This window comes from Rhodococcus sp. 06-1474-1B (assembly GCF_002258885.1).
Classification (GTDB): domain Bacteria; phylum Actinomycetota; class Actinomycetes; order Mycobacteriales; family Mycobacteriaceae; genus Rhodococcoides; species Rhodococcoides fascians.
In genome coordinates this window covers 1-21,929 of sequence record NZ_NOYR01000018.1, presented here as the reverse complement: position 1 = coordinate 21,929, position 21,929 = coordinate 1, and the positions used below count along the sequence as shown (strand labels likewise).

Genomic DNA, 21,929 nt, shown 5'->3' with positions numbered 1-21,929 from the left:
CCGCACAACGAAGTGAGGGTTTTGTATGGGCGTGGTGGGCTTGGACGAAGATGCAGTGTCGACGTGGATCGCGGAGTTGGGGATAGGCGCAACATCGCCGCTCTCGTTTCAGCGCATCGGTAACGGCCAGTCCAACCTCACGTATGCGGTTCGCGACGCCGGTGGCAGTGCGTGGGTCCTTCGCCGGCCGCCGTTGGGCAAATTGTTGGCGTCGGCTCACGACGTCGTGCGCGAGCACCGGATTCTCTCCGGTCTGCAGAATTCGCCGGTCCCTGTGCCGAAAATGATTGCGATCACGCAAGATCCAGCCATTTCCGAGGTCCCGTTGGTCCTGATGAGTTTCGTCGACGGGGTCGTCGTCGACTCGGTGTCGGCTGCCGAACAGTTGGACCCCGATCAGCGTCGACGTGTCGGACTCGGTCTGACCGCGGCGTTGTCCGACATACACCGTGTCGACCTCGAGTCGTCGGGTCTTGCCGACCTCGCCGGCCGCAAGCCCTACGCTGCGCGTCAGATCGCGCGGTGGACCACGCAGTGGGACTCCTCCCGAACCCGGGAGGTTCCTGGAATCGACTCGCTCGCAGCACGATTGACGGCCAAGATCCCCGAGCAGCACGAGGTGACGCTGGTTCACGGCGACTTCCATCTGAGCAACGTCATCACCGCTCGAAACGACGGCCGCGTGGTTGCCGTCGTCGACTGGGAGTTGTGCACGCTCGGGGACCCGTTGGCGGATCTGGGTGGTCTGCTCGCCTACTGGCCTCAGGCGGACGACGGGGTTGCCGGTCCTTTCATGGCATCGACTCTGCCCGGTTTCCCTACCCGGGCGGAGCTGGTCGAGTCCTACGCGCACAACACGGGCCGCGATGTGACCGATGCCGGATTCTGGGAAGTGCTGGCGCTGTGGAAGTTGTCGATCATCGCCGAAGGCGTCATGCGCCGGATGGAAGCCGATTCACGCAACCGCGCCGTAGGCGGCGCGCCGACCACCACGCTGATCGACGACATCGTCACCCGAGCGCTGCAGCGCGCCGACGAAATCGGGCTCTAGATTCAGGCGTCTACTGACGTTCCGATCACCAAAGTACGTGCCGCGGTTTCGATTTCGGAGGGAATGGGGACGGGCCGGCGGGAGTTCGCGTCGACGTAGACGTGAACGAACCGTCCCCGAGCGGCCAATGTCAGTGCGTCGTCCTCGGCTTCTCGGAACAAGGCAAGCGAGTAGACGATGCTGCGGGTGCCCAGCTTCGCCACCGCCAGACCGACCTGAAGGCGATCGGGAAAACTGAGCTCGGACAGATAGCGGCACGAGGTTTCGGCCACGACGCCGATCGCGGGCAGAGTCCTGATGTCCACACCCGTCGTTTCCATGAGCCACCCGTTCACCGCGGTGTCGAAGTATGCGTAATACGTCACGTTGTTGACGTGGCCGTAGTGGTCGTTGTCGTCCCATCGGGTCGACACCGGCCACAGCGCCGGGAAATCCGACGCATTCGACAATTCCACGCTGTCCTTCGGCGACTCCGTCATGGCACGACGCTAACCCGTCGTCACGTCGGCAACAAACGCGACCGGATTCGAGGCATAGGAGAGCTGAGTCCGGGCGAATGCTTCCTCGGTATCGCCGTCGTGACGTAGTCTTTGGTTGGACCGGACCAGTCCGTACCGCTGGTTCTGCGAGTGATCGAAAGGCCGGCGCAGTGGTGATGCCCGTACACCTGAGGGACAGTCAGATCCCGAAGCACGAACAGCTACGCGCAATTCTGTTGCACCGCTGCACCAAGGAGCTTTCGCCGGGGGATCTGATGCCGAGCGAGCGTCGGTTGATGGAGGACTACGGCGTCAGTCGCATCACGGTACGCGAGGCGATAGGGCAGCTCGTCAACGACGGACATCTGGTTCGGGTACGTGGTAAAGGGACGTTCGTTGCTTCTCGTACCGTGCAGTCGCGGTTGCACCTGGCGTCGTTCTCCGAGGAGATGCGTGCCCAGGGGCTGACGCCGACGACGGTGGTCCTGTTCGCGCGACTCGAAAAGCCCTCGGCAGCAACGATTCGTGCTCTGGGCCTGGTCGACGGTGATCGGACGTACCACATCAAACGGCTACGGCTGGCCGATGCCGAGCCGGTCAGTGTCGACGACGGGTGGTACCGGGCCGAACTCCTTCCGGGGCTGATCGACCACGATCTGAGTCAGTCGGTGTACGAGGCCGTGCGCAACCACTACGGCCTGACCATCGATCGAGCAGAGCAGACCGTCAAAGCGACAGCCGCCGACAGTGACACCTCCACGCTGCTGGGGACCAAACGCGGCGCACCGGTGCTGTACTTCGACCGAGTGTCGTTCAGCGGCGACGAACCGATCGAGCACACGGAGAGTTGGTACCGGTGCGACCGGTACCAACTCTCGATGGAGGTGCAGGGGGAGCGGCGCACCACGCAGCGCCGCTAGGCTCAGGGCAACACGAACAGCGAGTCACCCTGTGCCACCGAGGTTCCGACGGCCGCGCTCGTGACGGCATCGGGCTCGGAGTCCATCAGGACCACGGGAATCACGTCGGAGTATCCGGCCTCCGCGATCGCCGCAGGGTCGTAGGTGATCACGAGATCGCCGGACTGGACCCGATCGCCCTCTGCTGCAACGAGTTCGAAACCCTCGCCCTTCATCTTCACGGTGTCGATGCCGATGTGCACCAGCACTCCCGCCTTGTCGTCGGTGAACACGACGAACGCATGTGGGTGGAGTTTGAGGATCTTGCCGGCTACCGGAGACCGCACCTCGACGGGCCCGCTACCGGCCGCCGGGCGCACGGCGACCCCGGAGCCCACCATCTGCGAAGAGAAGACCGGGTCGGGGACGTCGGCGAGCGAGATGACCTGGCCGGCAACAGGACTGGAGATCGTCGAGGTCCCGCTCACAGAATGTCGCCGATGTCCTCGGCGAGGGTGTCGGCCTCCGGGCCGACGATGACCTGCACGGCTGTCCCCTTGTGGAACACTCCGTGCGCACCGGCTGCCTTGAGCGCAGCCTCGTCCACCAGCGACCCGTCCTTGACCTCGGTACGGAGCCGGGTGATACACGCTTCGATCTCGACGATGTTGTCGGCACCGCCGAGGCCCTTCACGATCGCGTCCGCCTTGGCCATGTTCTGTTCCCGCTTTCGTCTCGTGTGCAGTGGTGTCGGCGAAGTCACATCTCCGGGTTGACATGTGGTCGTCACCTGGCCAAACTACAACTGGTAATGACCGGACAGTACCCCTGATGTCATCCGGTCACAACAGTAGAACTCCCTTGCCGGACCAGCCTCGAAGAGAAGGTCGCCATGACCCTGAAGAAGACGGACTCGGCCGAAGCCGAACCGAAGAAGGAATCCAGATCTCTCGCCGGGTTGCAGCGATTCGGGCGCAGTCTCATGCTGCCCATCGCGGTTCTTCCCGCGGCGGGAATCCTGTTGCGGCTGGGCCAGGACGACCTCCTCGGCAGATTCAGTGCTCTGGGCACCGCGGCGGCCGTCATCTCCGCTGCAGGACAGGCGGTCTTCACCTGGTTGCCCTTGATCTTCGCCGTGGGCATCGCCATCGGCTGGGCCAAGAAGTCGGACGGCTCGACCGCCCTCGCCGCCGTCGTCGGCTACATGGTGATGAACGGTGTCTTCACCGCGATGTCACCGGTGGTACTGGAAGGCAAAGTCGACGCGAACGGCGATCCGGCCGTGATCGACTACGGCGTGTTGGCCGGCATCGTCATCGGCTTGCTCTCCGCCATTCTGTGGCAGCGGTTCTACCGTCAGAAACTGCCGGATTACCTCGGCTTCTTCAGCGGACGACGTCTGGTTCCCATCCTGACCGCTGTCACCGGCCTCGTCGTCGCCGTCGTCATGTCGTTCGTCTACCCGCTCTTCTACAGCGCACTGAACTGGGTCGGAAACACCGTTGCCGACCACAGTGTGGTGGGTAGCGGAATCTACGGTTTCGCCAATCGCATGCTGATTCCGACGGGACTGCACCACATTCTCAATTCGGTCGTCTGGTTCCTCGTCGGCGATTATCAGGACGCGAGTGGTCAATTGGTGCGTGGCGATCTCAACCGATTCTTCGCCGGGGATCCGTCCGCGGGAGTCTTCATGACCGGCTTCTTCCCCATCATGATGTTCGCTCTGCCTGCCGCTGCATTCGCGATCTATCGCAACGCCAAGCCGTCGCAGAAGAAGATCGTCGGCGGAATCATGTTGTCCACCGGTCTGACTGCGTTCGTCACCGGCATCACCGAACCGCTCGAGTACTCGTTCATGTTCGTCGCCTGGCCGCTCTACATCATCCACGCCGTGCTGACCGGAACCTCCATGGCACTGACCAATGCCCTGGGAATCCATGACGGCTTCTTCTTCTCTGCCGGCGGTATCGACTATCTGTTGAACTACGGAATCGCCACGAAGGCATGGCTTCTCATTCCTATCGGCCTGGTGTATGCGGTGATCTACTACTTCCTGTTCAGCTTCGTCATCAAGAAGTGGAACCTGCGCACCCCCGGCCGCGAGGACGACGCGGTGCTCGAACCCGACCGGGCATGAGCGAATCCATCACGACGGCGCTCCGGGGGCGGGTCGTCACACCCGACGCGGTCATCGAGGATGCCGTCGTGGCGTTGTCCGGCGATCGAATCTCCTGGGTGGGTCCGGTGTCGGCGTGGCCCGACGAGGCCCCACCGCAATCGAACTCGACCATCCTGCCGGGGCTGGTCGACGTGCACTGCCACGGCGGCGGCGGGGCGTCGTTCCCGGATTCTGCCCGTGCCGATCTGATGACCGCGGTACGGCACCACCGCGGCCGCGGCACCACCACGATGCTCGCATCGCTGGTGTCGGCATCCCCTGTGCGACTGGTCGACCAGACGTCGATGCTCGCCGATCTGTACGAGTCGGGGGACATCGCCGGGGTCCACCTCGAAGGGCCGTTCCTGTCTGTTGCCCGCTGCGGAGCGCAGGACCCCGCGTCACTCCGTGGCGGCGACACCGGTCTGCTGGCAGACATCATCGACGCCGGGCGTGGATCGGTACGGTCGATGACACTTGCTCCCGAAGTCGACGGCTTCACGGCCGTTGGACACATGTTGCGAGAGAACGGCATCGTCCCCAGCATCGGGCACACCGACGCCGACGCACGCACCACTCGCAGCGCAATCGAAGCCCTCGGAGAGGGTGCCATCGGTGCCACCCACCTGTTCAACGGGATGCCCACCTGGCATCATCGGTCGCCGGGACCGGTCAGCGAGTGCTTGGCCGCCGCGGCGCGAGGGTCGATGGTGCTCGAATTGATCGGCGACGGAGTACATCTCGCCGACGAGACCGTGCGAGCGGTGTTCGATCTCATCGGCGGTGGGAACATCGCGTTGGTGTCCGACGCGATGGCCGCAGCGGGAATGGCCGACGGCCGCTACCGGCTCGGGCCGCTGGATGTCACCGTGCACGATTCGGTCGCCCGCCTGTCGCGGGAGAACGATCCCGAGACGGCCCCGATCGCGGGCGGCACGTCGAGTGTGCTCGACCTGGTACGCCGCGCAGTGCTCGACGCCGGTGTGCCGTTGCTCGACGCAGTGCGTGCCGCGGCAACCACCCCGGCAGCGCTGATCGGGATCGGGGCCGAAACCGGTTCTCTCGCAGCCGGATCGAGAGCGGACGTGTTGGTGGTCGACGCATCCTTCGAGCCGGTGCAGGTCATTCGCGGCGGACGCGCGATCGAGGAGGAAAGTTAGATGGAGATCGTCGTACTCCCCACAGGTACCGACGTGGACCGAACCGCGGCCGACATCGTCGAGCACGTCGTGCGAACCGACTCGGTCCCGGGATCGGGCCCCGTCCTCGGGTTGGCGACCGGGTCGAGTCCCGTCGGCACGTATCGCGAGCTGGCCCGCCGACATCGCGAGGAAGGGCTGTCCTTCGCTGGGTGTCGAGCGTTTCTGCTCGACGAATACATAGGGCTACCCAGAGCTGCTGAGCAGTCGTATTTTTCGTTCATTCGCGAGAACTTCGTGGACCTCGTCGACCTGGACGATTCCGCGGTGTTCTCGCCGGACGGTGAAGCCGTCGACATCGCTGCCGAAGCGCGACGATACGACGCCGCGATCGGGGAGGCCGGTGGTATCGATGTGCAGATTCTCGGCATCGGCACCGACGGACACATCGGCTTCAACGAGCCCGGATCGTCACTTCGGTCGAGAACCCGGGTCAAGACGCTCACCGAACAGACTCGGGTCGACAATGCGCGCTTCTTCCCCTCGCCGGAGGAGGTGCCGCACCACGTGCTGACGCAAGGCCTCGGCACCATCGACGAGGCGCGTCATCTCGTGCTCATCGCTACCGGAGAATCCAAGGCAGACGCGGTGGCCGCGGCCGTCGAGGGGCCGTTGTCGGCACGCTGTCCTGCGTCCGCGATTCAGTGGCATCCACACGTGACGGTACTGGTGGACGAGGCGGCTGCTGCGTCCCTCGCTCTCACGGACTACTACCGCCACGCCTACGCGAACAAGCCCGCGTGGCAACGCCTGTGAGTCAGCGACGGGAGAATTCCGACGCCCGCTGGATCTGATCGTCGGACGGGCGAACTCCGGTGTAGAGAACGAACTGTTCTGCTGCCTGCAGGGCAATGACCTGAGCGCCGGTGACCACCGGTTTGTTCGCCGCACGCGCCGCGGTGATCAGCGGCGTCTCCGACGGCATCGCGACCACGTCGAACACTGCCTGTGCCGCATGGATCTGCGACTCGGTGAAGGGAGTCGAATCGGCAGCGGGGCCGCCCGCCATTCCCACCGGGGTGACGTTCACCAGCAAGTCGGCTTCGACGGACTCGGCCGACCAGCCGTATCCGTACGCCTCGGCGAGAGCCGGACCGGTCGACGTGTTGCGAGCAACCACGGTGCCGCGGGTGAAACCCGAATCCCGCAGTGCGGCAACGACTGCCTTGGCCATACCGCCGCTGCCGGTCACGGCCACCGAACAATCGGTCGAGATATCGCTCGACGCGAGGAGATCGGCCACAGCCTGGTAATCGGTGTTGTAGGCGTGCAGCACGCCCGCCTGGTTGACGATGGTGTTGACCGATGCGATCGCGCTCGCAGATTCGTGCATGACGTCGACCAGCTCGATCACGTCCTCCTTGAACGGCATGGAGACCGCGCATCCCCTGATACCGAGTGCACGGACTCCACCGACCGCGGCCGCGAGATCGGTGGTGGTGAACGCCTTGTAGACGAAATTCAATCCCAGTTCGTCGTACAGGTAGTTGTGGAAGCGGGTTCCGATATTGCTCGGCCTTCCCGACAGAGACATGCAGAGCTGGGTGTCACGGTCGAAAAAGCTGCGCGACGACGTCGTTGCCATTGGCCAGACTTTACCGCCCGCGTTCGCATCGCTGGATCAGCAGCTGGGGGCCACCGAAGCGAGGGCGCGGCGGTCGGCCTCGGTGATCGGCAGCTCGTACTGGGCCGCCACCGACAGGTATTTACCCGCGTAGAAACAGTGGTACGCCGCGTTCGGCGGCATCCACTGCGACGGCGTCTTGTCGCTCTTGCTCTGGTTGTCCGGCCCGTTGACCGCCAGCAGATTGAACGCGATGTCGTTCGCGAAACGAATGCGCTTGTCCGCTGCCCATCCGTCGGCACCCATGTCCCAGGCGGCAGACAACGGATAGACGTGATCGATCTGGATCTTGCCGGCGTCGGACTTGGTGAACTGCAACCGTTCACCGGAGTAGGGGTCGTCCAGGGAGCCCGAGAGCACCACGCAGTCTCGGGTGCCGGCCTTGAACTCGACTTCGGTCATCGACAGTGCCAGCACGTTGTCACGGGTTCCACACCCGTCGTGCCCGCCCGGTCCGTCGTAGTCGTCCGTCCACGCCGGTCCGAACACGCACCCTTCACCGCTCTTGCATCCGCGCTCGTACCCGCGGGGATCGGGTCGTGCGGCGACGACGGCCACCCGATCCAACAGCGTTTCGATCTGGGCGCGGGTGGGGCTGCCCGGAGCCGGGGGCGGGGGAGCCAATCCCGGTATGTCGGACCGGTCACAGGATTCGAACGTCGCCATGACGATCGCGGCGATCACCAACGCCGCCGCTACCCACAGCTTCTTCACAAACGCCCCATCGTGAAACTTCGATCTTGTCGACTCTCGTACCTCGCGACAGCAGTGTGCCGGACGGTACCGACACCGCCCGACACGGTCGGGTGTCAGCGAACCTCGATGACGACCTTGCCGAGTACGTGCCCGTTCTCCACGAGCGCAAGAGCCTCGCCTGCGCGGTCGAGTGGAAACGTGTGATCGATGCGTGGACGAAGGACGCCCGTCACGACCAGATCGGCCAATCGGGTGAACGCCGCAGTGGTGCGCTCGCGCACTGCTCCAGACCCACCCCACTGGGCGGCGAGCACCGGGTCGGCCACGCTGACGATCGGGGCGCCGGTCTTCACAGCGGCCGCGCGAAGAGTGTCCCCGCCGACCAGATCGACGATGCCGTGCACCGGCCGCGATATCGAACCGACGTACTCGGGTCCGGACTCGACGAACTCCGCACCGAGGCTCTCGATCCACTCCCGCTTGCCCGAGCTCGCCACCCCGAGAACGTCGATACCGTCGGCACGCGCCAGCTGCAGAACCGAAGAACCCACACCGCCGCCTGCGCCGAGAACGAGGACCGTGTTGCCTGCAGTCAGCGCCAACCCTCGCAGTGCGTCGAAGGCGGTCCCGGCCGCCACCGGCAGTGTCGCCGCGACCGACCAGGACACGGCCTCGGGCTTGTGTGCCGTGCCGGCCGCATTGAGCAGCGTGTACTGCGCATAGCCGCCGTGACCCGACGCCGTCGCCCCGAAGACCTCGTCACCGACCGAGAACCCGTCCACTCCCGAGCCGACGCCCACGACAGTGCCCGACACCTCCCGCCCCAGCACCGCAGGCAAAGTGATCTGCACGGTGTCCTTGCGATTACCCGCCCGCACCTTCCAGTCTGCGGGATTCACCCCCGCGGCATGTACCGCCACGAGAAGCTGTCCCGATCCCGGTTCCGTCACGGGAAGGTCCAGAAATGTCTCGGTGTCGGGGCCGCCGTATTCGTCGAAGCCGTACGCGATCATGGGACCACTGTGCCTCATCGATGAGACATCGGTGCCTCATCGAAGACACATCGGCGCCGGGTATGTCGGTGCGTGCTGGTTGGATGGACCGATGCTGCACGGTCTCTGGTCTCCCGGTGCCGGACTGCTGCTCTGGGACGACGAGATCAGCACCGGAGACGAACCCGACCTACCGGCGACACACTCGCACGTGCTCACCCGCACGTTCCGGCATCGCGCCCGCGTGACGTTTCCCGACTCCACTCGACGCGCCACCCCTCGGGATCCGGTCGAACTGCCGGCGATCGCGCTGGCTCCGCACGATGCGGCCGACCTGTTGCTCCGCACCCCGTCGACCCACCCGCTGATCTCCGGCGACCTCCGGTTCCTGGGCCACGTCGCCCAGGGCATCGAACGGTGGGTCCGGGCCGGACGAGTGGTGCCGGCACTGAAACTGATGGACGGCCAGTGGTGGCCGCGTTGGCGGCTGGTCGGCGGCGAGCGTCAACGCGCCTGGCTCAGCGAGCTCGCTGTTGCGATGCCGTCGGTGCAGCGAGCGAACGAACGACCGAAGAAGCTTCTGGACGACATGGTCGAGGAGCTCACCGACCCGATCGTCAGATCGGTGCTCGGCAAGCCCGACTCCGAGCACCCGTTGCTGTCGGCCCTCGTGCGTGACGATCCGTATCTCGATGGGACGCAGAAGATCTCGACGCTGTTCGACAATTGGCGCGCCAGCCTCACCGTCGACGAACCGGCGCTGGTGCTGCGCCTGCTCGAACCGGACGACCAGGACGGCGAGACGGGTGATGCCGACGGTGCCCCGGACGATGCCGTCGAGTCGTTCTGGACACTTCAGGTGTGCCTGCGCGCGGACGGGGAGGCGCCGCGTCCGGTCCCGATGAGCCGCAAGGTCGACGCGACCTTGCTGTCGACGGCAGTGCGCAAACTCGGCGAGGCCGTCGCTGCCTACCCGAGGCTGCGTGATCTGCCCACCCAGGAGGGCACCCTCGACCTGTTGTTGCCGACGTCGGTGGTCATCGATCTCGTCGAACACGGTGCCACTGCGCTGCAGGCCACCGGCACGACGGTCCTGCTGCCGAGGGCCTGGACCAGGTTGGATCCGTCGATGCGATTGCGGGTCGAGTCACCCGCGGTGACCAAAGCTGCGGCCGATCGTGCCGTCGGTATGGACGAGCTGGTGTCGTACGACTGGCAACTGCAGCTGGGCGACATGGTGCTCACCGAGGCGGAGATGAACCGGCTTGCCGTCTCGAAGGGCGACCTCGTCCGGCTGCGCGGGCAATGGGTGCTCGCCGACGGGGGACAGCTGGCGCGGGCCGCGAAGTACGTCGCCGAGCATCACGGTGACGGGACTGCGCTCAGCACGTTGATGCGTGAGATGACGTTGGCCGATCCGCCTCCGGCTCCGGTCCAGGACATCCGCGCCACCGGCTGGGCGGCAACGTTGCTCGAACCCGGGGCGGTTCCGGAAACCATCCCGGTGCCCGACGGTGTCCGAGCGACTCTGCGGCCCTATCAGCAACGCGGTCTCGACTGGCTCGCGTTCATGAGCCGGCTCGGTCTCGGTGCCGTGCTCGCCGACGACATGGGCCTGGGCAAGACACTGCAGGTGCTCACGCTGCTCGCCCACGAGAACAGTGCGACTCCGACGCTGTTGGTGGCCCCGATGTCGGTGGTCGGCAACTGGCAACGTGAGGCCGCGAAATTCACTCCTGCACTGCGTGTTCTGGTGCACCACGGTCCGACGCGGTTACGCGACGAGGAGCTCGATCGAGCGATCGCGGAGCACGACCTGATCGTCACCACGTACGCATTGATGGCCAAGGACCGCACGCAGTTGGCCGCACAGACGTGGCGTCGCGTGGTTCTCGACGAGGCGCAGCACATCAAGAATGCAGGCACCGTGCAGGCGAAGGCGGCGCTGGCCATTCCGGCCGACCACAAACTGGCGCTCACCGGGACGCCGGTGGAGAACCGGCTGGACGAGCTGAGGTCCATTCTGGATTTCGCGAACCCGGGCATGCTGGGACGGCCGTCGGACTTCAGGAAGCGGTTCTCGGTGCCTATCGAGCGGGAGAACGACGAGAACGCGGTCTCGCGGCTGCGTGCCATCACGTCTCCGTTCATTCTGCGTCGCGTCAAGACCGATCCCACGGTCATCTCTGATCTGCCGGAGAAGAACGAAATGACAGTGCGCGCCAACCTCACTGCCGAGCAGGCGGCGTTGTACAAGGCGGTCGTCGACGAGATGATGGCGCAGATCGCCGACGCGAAGGGCATGAAACGCAAGGGTGCGGTGCTCTCGGCCCTCACTCGCCTCAAACAGGTGTGCAATCACCCCGCGCATTTCCTGTCCGACGGCTCGTCGGTACTCAAGCGAGGTCAGCACCGTTCCGGAAAGATCGGATTGGTGGAGGACATGCTCGATTCCGTTCTCGGTGACAACGAGAAGGCGTTGTTGTTCACGCAGTTTCGAGAGTTCGGTGAGCTCGTGGCACCGTACTTCGCCGAGCGTTTCGGAGTTCAGGTGCCGTTCCTGCACGGCGGCGTGAGCAAGGGCAAGCGCGATGAGATGGTCGAGAAGTTCCAGAGCGACGACGGTCCGCCGATCATGATGCTCTCGCTCAAGGCCGGTGGTACCGGGCTCAATCTCACTGCCGCCAATCATGTTGTGCACCTCGATCGTTGGTGGAATCCGGCGGTGGAGAACCAGGCGACCGACCGCGCTTTCCGTATCGGCCAGCGCAAGAATGTGATGGTGCGCAAGCTGCTGTGTGTGGGCACCGTGGAGGAACGCATCGATTCGATGCTGGTGTCGAAGCAGGATCTGGCGGATCTGGCGGTGGGCACCGGTGAGAGCTGGGTGACCGAGATGGACACTGCGGAACTGCAGGAACTGTTTCGTCTCAGCGAAGACGCGGTGGGGGAGTGATGGCCGACTTCTCGCAATACGGCAAGCGTCGACAAGCCAAGGGAGGCATCGAGTCTCGTAACAAGCGGGGTGCCTTCGGGCAGACGTGGTGGGGCAGGCACTTCGTCGCCGCGATGGAAGATCTCGCCGACCCGGGCCGGATCGCACGGGGCCGAACCTATGCCCGCCAGGGTCAGGTGCTCACTCTCGGCGTCGAACGCGGGCAGATCTACGGTGAGGTGCAGGGCAGTCAGCTCGAGCCGTTCTCGGCGTCGGTCAGCGTCGAGCCGCTCACCGAAGGCGAGGTGGCCGCGCTCGTCGGCCGAGTGCGATCCAACCCCGGCATGCTGGCGGAACTCGCGTCCAACGCGATTCCTCAGGCGCTGGCGTCGGTGCTGCTTCCCCACGCCAAGGGGCAACTGGATTTCGACTGTTCGTGCCCCGACGACGGGTGGCCATGCAAACACGCGGCAGCGCTGATGTACATCGCCGCCGAGCACATCGACGCGTCCGCGGGGACGATCCTGACACTGCGAGGGGTCGATCTGGATCAGTTGATCGAGGGGGTCGGCGACAGCGACGAGGAGTTCGACCCGGACGACTGGTTCGGCGACCGTGCGGCGTTCCCCGAACTCCCCAAGGTGTCGTTCGCTCCGGCCACGGACGATCTCGACCCGCTGATCCTGCGCAGAATCTTTCGCGCCGACGGTTCGACGGAGGCGGAAGTCAGCCGGGCCTGCGCTGATCTGCGCGCGTTCTACGACCGAATGTAACCGCTCCTGGACTTACATGGACATCCGACTATAGGATGAGCGTACTTAATTCCACGCTCGAGGACGGACACCCATGGCTCGCGAACTCACGCACTTCATCGGCGGCAAGCATGTCGCCGGCACCTCCGGACAGTTCGGGGATGTGTTCGATCCCAATACCGGTGAGGTGCAGGCCCGGGTGCCCCTGGCCGACGTATCCGAGGTCGAGGCTGCCATCGCCGACGCCGAGCAGGCGCAGCGTGAGTGGGCGAAGTGGAACCCGCAGCGACGCGCTCGGGTGCTGATGAAGTTCCTCGCGCTCGTCACCCGCGACACCGAAGAACTCGCGCGGCTGCTCTCGTCGGAGCACGGCAAGACCATCGCCGACGCCAAGGGCGACATCCAGCGTGGCGTCGAGGTCGTCGAGTTCGCCGTCGGTGTTCCGCACCTGCTCAAGGGTGAGTACACCGAGGGTGCGGGTGGCGGTATCGACGTCTATTCGATGCGTCAGCCGCTCGGTGTCGTTGCCGGCATCACCCCGTTCAACTTCCCGGCCATGATTCCGCTGTGGAAGGCCGGCCCGGCCATCGCCTGCGGTAACGCCTTCATTCTCAAGCCGTCAGAGCGAGACCCGTCCGTACCCCTCAAGCTCGCCGAGCTGTTCCTCGAGGCAGGTCTACCGCCGGGCGTGTTCAACGTGGTCAACGGCGGCAAGGACGCCGTCGACGTGCTGCTCACCGACGATCGCGTCAAGGCGATCGGCTTCGTCGGATCGACGCCCATCGCGCAGTACATCTACGAGACGGCGGCGCAGCACGGCAAGCGCGCACAGTGCTTCGGTGGAGCGAAGAACCACGCTTTGGTGATGCCCGATGCCGATCTCGACGAGGTCGCCGACGCTCTGCTCGGAGCCGCGTACGGTTCGGCCGGCGAGCGGTGCATGGCGATTTCCGTCGCGGTTCCCGTCGGTGAGGAGACCGCCGACGCGTTGGTCGCCAAACTGACCGAGCGAGTGGCGAAACTGAAGATCGGCCGCAGCGACGACGAGAACGCGGACTTCGGCCCGCTCGTCGGTAGCGATGCGTTGAAGCGCGTCAACGATTACACCCAGATCGGTGTGGACGAGGGTGCCGAGTTGGTCGTCGATGGACGCGGATTCAGTCTCGAGGGCCACGAGGGCGGATTCTTCGCCGGCGCAACGCTGTTCGACAAGGTGACCACCGACATGCGCATCTACAAGGAAGAGATCTTCGGGCCGGTGCTGATCGTCGTGCGCGCGAAGGACTACGAGGACGCACTGCGTCTGCCGTCCGAACACGAGTACGGCAACGGCGTCTCGATCTTCACCCGCGACGGCGACACCGCTCGCGACTTCTGCTCCCGCGTCCAGGTGGGCATGGTGGGAGTCAACGTGCCGATTCCGGTGCCGATCGCGTACCACACGTTCGGTGGCTGGAAGCGTTCGGGATTCGGCGATCTCAATCAGCACGGACCGGATTCCATCCGCTTCTACACCAAGACCAAGACCGTCACTCAGCGTTGGCCGTCGGGCACCAAGGAAGCAGCTGCGCAGAATCACTTCGTCATTCCGAACATGGACTGATCGACGATGTTCACGTTGAACGAGGACGAGCGTGCCATCAACGACACTGCTCGTGATTTCGCGGACGAGTTCCTCGCACCGAACGCCGTCGAATGGGATCAGCAGAAGCACTTTCCGGTGGACGTGCTGCGCAAGGCTGCTGCTCTCGGGATGGGCGGCATCTACATTCGTGAAGACGTGGGCGGATCGGGCCTGACCCGCGTCGACGCGGTGCGCATTTTCGAGCAACTCGCCACCGGTGACCCGTCCATCGCGGCCTACATCTCGATCCACAACATGGTCGCCTGGATGATCGACACGTACGGCGACGACGAGCAACGGCAGCGCTGGCTTCCGGGGCTGTGCTCGATGGACCAGCTCGGTAGCTACTGCCTCACCGAACCCGGCGCTGGATCCGATGCGGCAAAGCTCGGTACCAAGGCCGTCCGCGACGGTGACGAGTACGTGCTGGACGGCGTCAAGCAGTTCATCTCCGGCGCAGGCACTTCCGAGGTGTACGTCGTCATGGCCCGCACCGGAGCGCCGGGTCCGCGCGGCATCTCGGCGTTCATCGTTCCGAAGGACACCGCGGGACTGTCGTTCGGAGCGAACGAGAAGAAGATGGGGTGGAACGCTCAACCCACCCGCCAGGTGATCTTCGAAGGTGCCCGCGTTCCGGCTGCCAACCTGCTCGGCGGCGAGGGCGACGGATTTCGGATCGCGATGAACGGGCTCAACGGCGGACGTATCAACATCGCCGCGTGCTCGATCGGCGGCGCACAGTCCGCTCTCGACAAGGCCGTGTCCTACCTCGCCGACCGCAACGCATTCGGCGCCAGGTTGCTCGACTCGCAGGCCCTGCAGTTTCGACTGGCGGATTTCAAGACCGAGCTCGAAGCTGCGCGAACTCTGCTGTGGCGAGCAGCGGACGGGTTGCAGAACAATGCAGCCGACAAGGTCGAGATGTGTGCGATGGCCAAACGTTTCGGTACCGATACCGGCTTCGAGGTCGCCAACGGGGCGTTGCAGTTGCTCGGCGGATACGGTTATCTCGCCGAGTACGGTGTCGAGAAAATCGTTCGCGACCTTCGGGTCCACCAGATTCTGGAAGGTACCAACGAGATCATGCGCGTGGTCGTAGCTCGCTCCATCGTGGGTGCAGCATGAGCGATGTCCTACTGGAGGTTTCGGGCGGGATCGGTCGCATCACTCTGAACCGCCCCAAAGCGATCAACGCACTCTCGCATGCGATGGTGCAGCAGATAGCTCCGGCGTTGGCGCAGTGGGCAACCGACGACAGCGTCGACGTCGTCCTGTTGACCGGAGCCGGCGAGCGAGGATTGTGCGCGGGCGGCGACATAGTCTCGATCTACCACGACGCCAAGGACGGCGGCAGCGGGAGCAAAGACTTCTGGCGCGACGAGTACGTGCTCAACGCCGCGATCGCCCGCTTCCCCAAGCCCTTCGTCGCGATCATGGACGGCATCGTCATGGGCGGTGGCGTCGGGCTCTCGGCCCACGCGAACACCCGCATCGTGACCGAACGTTCGAAGATTGCGATGCCCGAGGTCGGCATCGGATTCATCCCCGATGTCGGTGGCACCTACCTTCTTTCGCGTGCGCCCGGCGAAACCGGTACCCACTTCGCGCTTACCACGGCACGGATGAATGCGGCCGACGCCATCGCGGTCGGATTCGCCGATCACTACATTCCGTCGGACAAGCTCGAGGAGTTCTACACCGCCCTCGAGACGGTTAGCGTCGGGGAAGCCGTCGATAGGTTCAGCGAGTCAGCTCCGGAATCCACCGTCGCGGCTCAGCAGGAATGGATCGACGAGTGCTACGCCGGTGACGACATTCAGGGCATCGTCGGCGCTCTGGCTGCATCGCCGGTGTCGGAGGCGCAGCAGGCGGCACAGGACATCGCGTCCAAATCGCCGGTGTCTCTTGCGGTGACGCTGCGGTCGCTGCGACGGGCGGCGACGCTGCCCTCCCTCGAGGCCGTGCTCGACGAGGAGTACCGCGTGTCGGTCGCGTCGTTGAGCAGTCACGATCTGGTCGAGGGAATTCGGGCGCAGGTCGTCGACAAGGATCGCAATCCCCAGTGGCAGCCGGCCACGTCGGCGGATGTCACCGCAGAGGATGTCGACCGATACTTCGCGCCCCTGGGCGACGCCGAACTCGGTCTGTCGAAAGCACTTACAGAAGGTGAGCAGTCATGAGCGAGAAGACGATCGGATTCATCGGCCTCGGGCACATGGGTGGACCGATGGCCGCCAACCTGGCTGCGGCCGGGTACACGGTGCAGGGCTTCGATCTTGTTCCCGCGGCGCTGGAGCAGGCCACGAAGGACGGCGTCACTGTGGTGGAGTCCGCGGTTGCGGCCGTCGCCGGAGCCGACATCGTGATCACGATGTTGCCGAACGGAAAACTGGTACTCGGGCTGTACGGGGACCTGCTTCCGGCCGCGGCACCGGGGACGTTGTTCATCGATTCGTCGACCATCGACGTCGCCGACGCGCATGCCGCGCACCGGCTGGTGCACGAGGCGGGACACCGTAGCCTCGACGCTCCGGTCTCGGGCGGTGTCGGGGGAGCGGCCGCAGGCACGCTCACGTTCATGGTCGGTGGTTCGGAGGACGATTTCGCCTCCGCCGCTGCCGTTCTCGACGTCATGGGCCGCAAGGTCGTGCACTGCGGGCCGGCGGGCAACGGTCAGGCCGCCAAGATCTGCAACAACATGATTCTCGGCGTATCGATGATCGCCATCAGCGAGGCCTTCGTGTTGGGCGAGAAGCTCGGCTTGAGCAATCAGGCGCTCTTCGACGTGGCATCGACTGCGTCCGGCCAATGCTGGGCGTTGACGACCAATTGCCCGGTGCCCGGTCCGGTTCCGACGAGCCCGGCGAACAACGAGTACAAGCCCGGATTCGCGGCGGCCCTCATGGACAAGGATCTGGGTCTGGCTGCGAATGCACTGCGCGACAACGGGGTCGAGGGAGTACTCGGACTTCGCGCAGCCGAGCTCTACGCTCGGTTCAAGGAAACGTCCGGCGGCGGAACCGACGTGGACTTCTCCGGCATCATCAACGACATCCGCGAACGCTCGAACGGAGCTGCTCAGTGACCGACTACGAAACCATACTGCTCGAACGCCGGGGACGCGTCGGCATCATCACGCTGAACCGTCCGAAAGCATTGAACGCGCTGAACTCTCAGTTGATGCGTGAGGTCGTGTCGGTGGTCGAGGAACTCGATGCAGATTCCGAGATCGGTGCCATTCTGATCACCGGATCCGAACGGGCTTTCGCAGCCGGGGCCGACATCAAGGAAATGCAGCCCAAGTCGTACATGGACGTGTACCTCGACGACTTCTTCGCGGCGTGGGATCGACTGGCTGCGGCGCGGACGCCCCTCATCGCGGCGGTCTCCGGTTATGCACTCGGTGGCGGGTGTGAACTCGCGATGCTGTGCGATGTTCTGATCGCCTCGGACACCGCCGTATTCGGACAACCCGAGATCAAGCTCGGCGTCATTCCGGGAATCGGTGGCTCGCAGCGCCTGACGCGTGCGGTGGGCAAGGCCAAGGCCATGGAGATGTGCCTGACCGGCCGGAACATGAAGGTCGAGGAAGCCGAGCGAGCAGGATTGGTCTCGCGCATCGTGCCGGTCGCCGATCTTCTCGACGACGCCATCGCAACCGCGACCACGATCGCGGAGATGTCGCTACCGGTTGCCATGATGGCGAAGGAGGCAGTGAACCGATCGTTCGAGTCGAGCCTTCATGAGGGAGTTCTGTTCGAGCGCCGCGTGTTTCATTCGACGTTCGCCACGGAGGATCAGAAGGAAGGCATGTCGGCTTTCATCGAGAAGCGCACGCCCAACTTCCAGCACCGGTAGTGCTGGCCGCTCCTTCGGGTCGTTCCGCGGGTTCCACGCGTGCTTTCGGGTCGTTCCGCGGGCTCCACTCCCACCCCGACCGGTCGTTCCGCAGGCTCCACTCCCGGGGCCGTCCTACCTGTCGGGGGACAGGAGGGCGGCCCCGCGGGCCGAGACCAGCTCGGGCATCGTCGGCACCAGGGTCGTCAGGCCGGTCCGCAGTTCGAGAGACCGCGCTATCGAGGTGATGTTCGCGCCGCCGCCGACCACGACGATGGACTGCGGCCTGGCACCGGACAATTCGATGGTCTGCTCCACCAGCATGCCTGCGTAACGGACGGGTCCCGCGATCAGATCGTCGAAGTCGCGCCGTGTCAGCACATGCCGTGCAGTGCCGGCTGGGTCCGTAGTGCTGACGACGGAATCGATGCTCAGTTGCTCTTTGATGGACCGGCTGGCGTCGATGCCGACGCGAACGCCGTTGGACGAGAGCAGCCGGCGCACCGAGTGATCGAGATCGTCGCCGCAGAACGTCGCGGTGCGCCGCGTCATGAGGGTGCGTGTGGACGCGAGATCGATGACGGTGACCGTGGTCCCGGTACTACCGATGTCGCACAGCACGGTGACGCCGTGATTGGGGACCAGCCCGATGAATCGTAGAAACCTCACTTGCGCAGCGGTTTCCGGAACGAGTGAGGCTGTGCGAGCGGTACCTCGGGTGGCGACCGTGCCGGGATCGGTGGCCACCCGGTAGGCAATGGCAGAGAACTGGACCGGGAGCGACATCGTCGCGGCGATGGAATGGATGGCATCGACGCCGGTGGCGATCGTGGTGGCCAGCGACTGCCCGGGAGCGCGGCGCACCGTCCGCGACACGATGGGTGTGCGGTGGGGGCTGTCCAGATACGTCAGAATTGCGCGTGCACCGTGCGCACCCGCTCCGACCCCCAACACCAGCACCCCGCCCCGCCCTTCAGCAGACCGACTCCGACCTGTTCCCTGAGCAATTGGACCACGAACGGTACGGCTGTGCCATTGTCTTGTGACGAGTCACCATCGAACTCAGAACGATGTGGTGATGTCATCACTGTCGAAATCGCCTGCATCCGACCGCAGTTCCGCGAGGATGCGCACCAGCGCCATCAGCTTGTCGCGCGCGAGCCCGGGCTTGGCGAACACCAGCGTGTTCAGGCGCTCGGTGGCTTCGACCGCCAACGTGCGCCCCTGCTCGGTGATTTCGACCAGGGTTGTCCGTCGATCGCTGGGATGGGGAATGCGGCGCACGTAGCCGACCGATTCGAGGCGGTCCACCGCGTTGGTCACACTGGTGGGGTGCACTTGCAGTCGGGCACTGGCCTTCGCCATCGGTAGCGCGCCGTTCTTGGTGAACGTCAACAACGTCAGCAACTCGTAGCGCGAAAACGTCAGTCCCGTCGGCTTGAGCGCTTCCTCGACCCGGGCCAGCATGATCTGCTGCGCGCGCATCAGCGAGGTGACCGCGGCCATACCGTCGGCGGCATCGGACCACCCGTGCTTGGTCCACTGACGGTGGGCCTCTGCAATGGGGTCGAGGGGAAGCGGCGACGGTGCTGGCATACACACCATCCTCCCACGGTGCCCGGTTCGAGCGTCTACCGAATGACGGTGCGAAGTACCGCGAGTGGTACCCGATCGGTGATCGCTGCTCGAGTCCGCGAAATCTGCTCGCGGGCATCGGCTGTGCGCGCGCTGTCGGTCTCGTCGACGGTCAGGGCGGCGTCCAACAGGCTCAATTGCGCCAGCACGGCGTCGACATCGTCGGTGGAGCGCGCCGCGCGGCCGACCCTCTCGGCGAGACGAATTCCGGCCTGGACCACCATGGGACTGCCGGTCCCGTAGATGCGCACCGCATCGAGCGCATGGTCGATCAAGATCGAGACGGCCACCCGCCGCACGATCAGTCGCACCTCTCCGTCGGTTCCACGCCGTCCGCGTGACGGTGCCGGCCGTTGGACCAGTGCAACGAGTCCGACGGAGAGATCGTCGATGGCGTTACGCGCCGTGTAGGGATCGTTGACCCCGGTGGACAGCGCCCGGACCGCCATCTCCGTCATCTGCTCGACGGCGAACGCGATGTCGTGGCGCGGCGTCCTACTGGTACCGATGTCGAAAGAAGAGCGGACTCGGTCGATCGATGCGTCGGAGATGTCGGCCGAGCGATCGGCGAGAATGTCGACGAGCGGCTCGCCGGAGACGATGTGCTCGCCCGGGACCCGATGAATCTCGATCAGCGTGCCGTTGTCGGTCGCGATGCCCAGCAGTGCGTCCTCGTCGATGTCGATGATCACTCCGGATGTCTCGGCCAGGACCGTCACGTAGACGGGTGGTTTCGAGATGCCGTCGATCGATGCGGCGTCGTCGGGAAGATCGGTCGGGTAGAGAGAGTCGACGGATTCCGACAACTCGTCGCGGACTCTCGCGGACAGGGTGGCCACCTGAATCGACTGCGCGATGTGATGGATGAAGTAGACGAGCACGCCCACGTCGACGACGGCGAGCGCGACTGCCACGTTGACGGCGATGTCCGGGACGAACACCGAACCATCGGATTCGATCGAACGAATCGACCGCAGCACCATCAGCGAGTACAGGAACGTCGCTCCGAAGATGCCGAGCACCACCTGATTTCCACGGTCCGCCATGAAGTTTCGCACCAGGCGAGGGCCGTACGAGGAACTGGCGGTGGCGAGCACCGAGATGGTGATGGAGAACGACGTCGCAGCTACGCCGAGCATCGACCCGCCGATGGCACCGAGGATGTCGCGACTGCCACTGGCACCCACGTGATAGAGCAGCGATCCAGTCAGATCCACGCGAGTGTCGAGCAGGTAGCGATCGAGACTCACCAAGGCCTGCGCGAGCACGAGTGCGAGAACTCCGAGGACGGCAGGAATGAACCAGAACGATTCCCGCAGCTTCGCCATGTGTTCCTTCATGACGCACAGTCTTCCCGTGGGTGTCCGAATCAACCCTCGGGGTTCGAATCACGGTGATCGAAACTGTGGTCCACGGCGGGCCGATCCGGCATCGTCATCGGTGATGCGGGTGTGGCCGAGTGGCTAGGCACCGGTCTGCAAAGCCGTTCACGCGGGTTCGACTCCCGCCGCTCGCTCGAAGGAACCGCCAGGTGGCAAGCCTGGCGGTTCCACTCATTTCTGCTGGTAGACGGTTCAGCCGACAAGCACCGCAAGCAGATTGCGTACAGCTCTCGGTTGAACCATAAACCGGTTGCCGCTCTGGCTTCGTCGGAGAGGTAGGTGTTCGCGTAGGCCCATTCCTGGTTGAGGGTTCGGTTGAATCGTTCGACTTTGCCGTTGGTCTGCGGTCGGTACGGCTTGGTTCGTTTGTGCTTGATTCCAGGGCCTAGGGTCTGCGCGAACAGTGTTGAGCGGTAACAGGATCCGTTGTCGGTCAGCACACGCGTGATCGTGATGTCATGGGCTGCGAAGTAGGCTTTGGCGCGCTCGAAGAACCCCGATGCGGTTTCTTTGCGTTCATCACCGAGAATCTCCGAATACGCGAGCCGGCTGTGATCGTCGACAGCGTGATGGACGTAGGAGTAACCGCGGCCCTGTTTCTTGTTGTGCCGCTTTCCGATCGCGCGGCCGAGCTTGCGATGTCCGCCGCCGTCGGGGATTCGG

Annotated in this window: 21 protein-coding genes, 1 tRNA gene and 1 pseudogene; 13 read left to right on the top strand and 10 right to left on the bottom strand. The window is 64.7% G+C overall.

The window, feature by feature from the left end:
• The first annotated feature begins 25 nt into the window (after positions 1-25).
• On the top strand, positions 26-1,051 hold the full coding sequence (locus CH266_RS05160; RefSeq protein WP_032373990.1) for a phosphotransferase family protein: 1,026 nt from the start codon (positions 26-28) through the stop codon (positions 1,049-1,051).
• A 2-nt stretch (positions 1,052-1,053) separates the two neighbouring features.
• Here CH266_RS05160 and CH266_RS05155 read toward each other — a convergent pair whose 3' ends face one another.
• The gene (locus CH266_RS05155; RefSeq protein ID WP_032373989.1) at positions 1,054-1,530 is read right to left on the bottom strand and encodes an acyl-CoA thioesterase; all 477 of its coding nucleotides are present in this window, start codon (positions 1,528-1,530) and stop codon (positions 1,054-1,056) included.
• Positions 1,531-1,703: 173 nt separating this feature from the next.
• Between CH266_RS05155 and CH266_RS05150 the strand changes: the two genes are divergently transcribed.
• A complete protein-coding gene (locus CH266_RS05150) occupies positions 1,704-2,450 on the top strand; it encodes a GntR family transcriptional regulator (protein ID WP_027497939.1) in 747 nt (248 codons plus the stop codon).
• A gap of 2 nt (positions 2,451-2,452) precedes the next feature.
• Here the strand turns inward: CH266_RS05150 and CH266_RS05145 are convergent, their stop codons facing one another.
• Both CH266_RS05145 and CH266_RS05140 read right to left on the bottom strand, forming a co-directional pair.
• The gene (locus CH266_RS05145) at positions 2,453-2,917 is read right to left on the bottom strand and encodes a PTS sugar transporter subunit IIA (RefSeq protein ID WP_094714886.1); all 465 of its coding nucleotides are present in this window, start codon (positions 2,915-2,917) and stop codon (positions 2,453-2,455) included.
• Complete coding sequence (locus tag CH266_RS05140) at positions 2,914-3,144, bottom strand: glucose PTS transporter subunit EIIB (protein WP_027497937.1); 231 nt, start codon at positions 3,142-3,144, stop codon at positions 2,914-2,916. Before CH266_RS05140 ends, CH266_RS05145 begins: the two co-directional genes overlap by 4 nt.
• Before the next feature lie 177 nt (positions 3,145-3,321).
• Between CH266_RS05140 and CH266_RS05135 the strand changes: the two genes are divergently transcribed.
• The 3 genes from CH266_RS05135 to nagB are packed head-to-tail and all read left to right on the top strand — an operon-like array spanning position 3,322 to position 6,545.
• Entirely contained in the window at positions 3,322-4,569 is a 1,248-nt protein-coding gene (locus tag CH266_RS05135) for a PTS transporter subunit EIIC (protein ID WP_032365561.1), read from the top strand.
• Entirely contained in the window at positions 4,566-5,750 is a 1,185-nt protein-coding gene (locus tag CH266_RS05130) for an N-acetylglucosamine-6-phosphate deacetylase (RefSeq protein ID WP_094714885.1), read from the top strand. The genes CH266_RS05135 and CH266_RS05130 overlap by 4 nt, the downstream gene beginning before the upstream one ends.
• Positions 5,751-6,545: a glucosamine-6-phosphate deaminase gene (nagB, locus tag CH266_RS05125; protein WP_094714884.1), complete on the top strand. Its 795-nt coding sequence runs from the start codon at positions 5,751-5,753 to the stop codon at positions 6,543-6,545.
• Between the two features lies 1 nt (position 6,546).
• On the opposite strand, the gene CH266_RS05120 is transcribed toward nagB, so the two are convergent.
• The 3 genes from CH266_RS05120 to CH266_RS05110 form a co-directional block, all read right to left on the bottom strand.
• Positions 6,547-7,374 (bottom strand): shikimate 5-dehydrogenase, encoded by an 828-nt coding sequence (locus CH266_RS05120; protein ID WP_094714883.1) that lies wholly within the window; start codon positions 7,372-7,374, stop codon positions 6,547-6,549.
• Positions 7,375-7,410: 36 nt separating this feature from the next.
• The gene (locus tag CH266_RS05115; protein ID WP_052718588.1) at positions 7,411-8,127 is read right to left on the bottom strand and encodes an HNH endonuclease family protein; all 717 of its coding nucleotides are present in this window, start codon (positions 8,125-8,127) and stop codon (positions 7,411-7,413) included.
• A 95-nt stretch (positions 8,128-8,222) separates the two neighbouring features.
• Positions 8,223-9,122, bottom strand: coding sequence for an NADP-dependent oxidoreductase (locus CH266_RS05110; protein WP_094714882.1), 900 nt, complete (start codon positions 9,120-9,122; stop codon positions 8,223-8,225).
• Between the two features lie 91 nt (positions 9,123-9,213).
• Here CH266_RS05110 and CH266_RS05105 point away from each other — a divergent pair, with 91 nt between their 5' ends.
• The 7 genes from CH266_RS05105 (at position 9,214) to CH266_RS05075 (ending at position 18,270) form a co-directional block, all read left to right on the top strand.
• Positions 9,214-12,057: a DEAD/DEAH box helicase gene (locus tag CH266_RS05105; protein WP_094714898.1), complete on the top strand. Its 2,844-nt coding sequence runs from the start codon at positions 9,214-9,216 to the stop codon at positions 12,055-12,057.
• Complete coding sequence (locus tag CH266_RS05100; protein ID WP_094714881.1) at positions 12,057-12,809, top strand: SWIM zinc finger family protein; 753 nt, start codon at positions 12,057-12,059, stop codon at positions 12,807-12,809. The genes CH266_RS05105 and CH266_RS05100 overlap by 1 nt, the downstream gene beginning before the upstream one ends.
• Before the next feature lie 73 nt (positions 12,810-12,882).
• The gene (locus tag CH266_RS05095; protein ID WP_032365569.1) at positions 12,883-14,391 is read left to right on the top strand and encodes a CoA-acylating methylmalonate-semialdehyde dehydrogenase; all 1,509 of its coding nucleotides are present in this window, start codon (positions 12,883-12,885) and stop codon (positions 14,389-14,391) included.
• A gap of 6 nt (positions 14,392-14,397) precedes the next feature.
• Positions 14,398-15,537 carry an isobutyryl-CoA dehydrogenase gene (locus CH266_RS05090; protein ID WP_032383699.1) on the top strand — a complete coding sequence of 380 codons (1,140 nt, stop codon included), beginning with the start codon at positions 14,398-14,400 and terminating at the stop codon, positions 15,535-15,537.
• The gene (locus tag CH266_RS05085) at positions 15,534-16,592 is read left to right on the top strand and encodes an enoyl-CoA hydratase/isomerase family protein (protein WP_094714880.1); all 1,059 of its coding nucleotides are present in this window, start codon (positions 15,534-15,536) and stop codon (positions 16,590-16,592) included. Before CH266_RS05090 ends, CH266_RS05085 begins: the two co-directional genes overlap by 4 nt.
• A complete protein-coding gene (gene mmsB / locus CH266_RS05080; RefSeq protein ID WP_027497925.1) occupies positions 16,589-17,497 on the top strand; it encodes a 3-hydroxyisobutyrate dehydrogenase in 909 nt (302 codons plus the stop codon). The genes CH266_RS05085 and mmsB overlap by 4 nt, the downstream gene beginning before the upstream one ends.
• On the top strand, positions 17,494-18,270 hold the full coding sequence (locus CH266_RS05075; RefSeq protein ID WP_094714879.1) for an enoyl-CoA hydratase: 777 nt from the start codon (positions 17,494-17,496) through the stop codon (positions 18,268-18,270). Before mmsB ends, CH266_RS05075 begins: the two co-directional genes overlap by 4 nt.
• A 114-nt stretch (positions 18,271-18,384) precedes the next feature.
• Here the strand turns inward: CH266_RS05075 and CH266_RS05070 are convergent, their stop codons facing one another.
• From CH266_RS05070 to CH266_RS05060, 3 genes are all read right to left on the bottom strand, one after another.
• The gene (locus CH266_RS05070; protein WP_032365572.1) at positions 18,385-19,209 is read right to left on the bottom strand and encodes a hypothetical protein; all 825 of its coding nucleotides are present in this window, start codon (positions 19,207-19,209) and stop codon (positions 18,385-18,387) included.
• A gap of 102 nt (positions 19,210-19,311) precedes the next feature.
• Positions 19,312-19,845: a MarR family winged helix-turn-helix transcriptional regulator gene (locus CH266_RS05065; protein WP_032365573.1), complete on the bottom strand. Its 534-nt coding sequence runs from the start codon at positions 19,843-19,845 to the stop codon at positions 19,312-19,314.
• Between the two features lie 35 nt (positions 19,846-19,880).
• Positions 19,881-21,224 carry a DUF2254 domain-containing protein gene (locus CH266_RS05060; protein ID WP_094714878.1) on the bottom strand — a complete coding sequence of 448 codons (1,344 nt, stop codon included), beginning with the start codon at positions 21,222-21,224 and terminating at the stop codon, positions 19,881-19,883.
• 105 nt (positions 21,225-21,329) lie between these two features.
• On the opposite strand from CH266_RS05060, the gene CH266_RS05055 reads away from it, so the two are divergent.
• Positions 21,330-21,400, top strand: a tRNA-Cys gene (locus tag CH266_RS05055).
• 99 nt (positions 21,401-21,499) lie between these two features.
• On the opposite strand, the pseudogene CH266_RS05050 reads toward CH266_RS05055, so the two are convergent.
• Positions 21,500-21,929, bottom strand: a pseudogene (locus tag CH266_RS05050) (DDE-type integrase/transposase/recombinase); the annotation flags it as partial.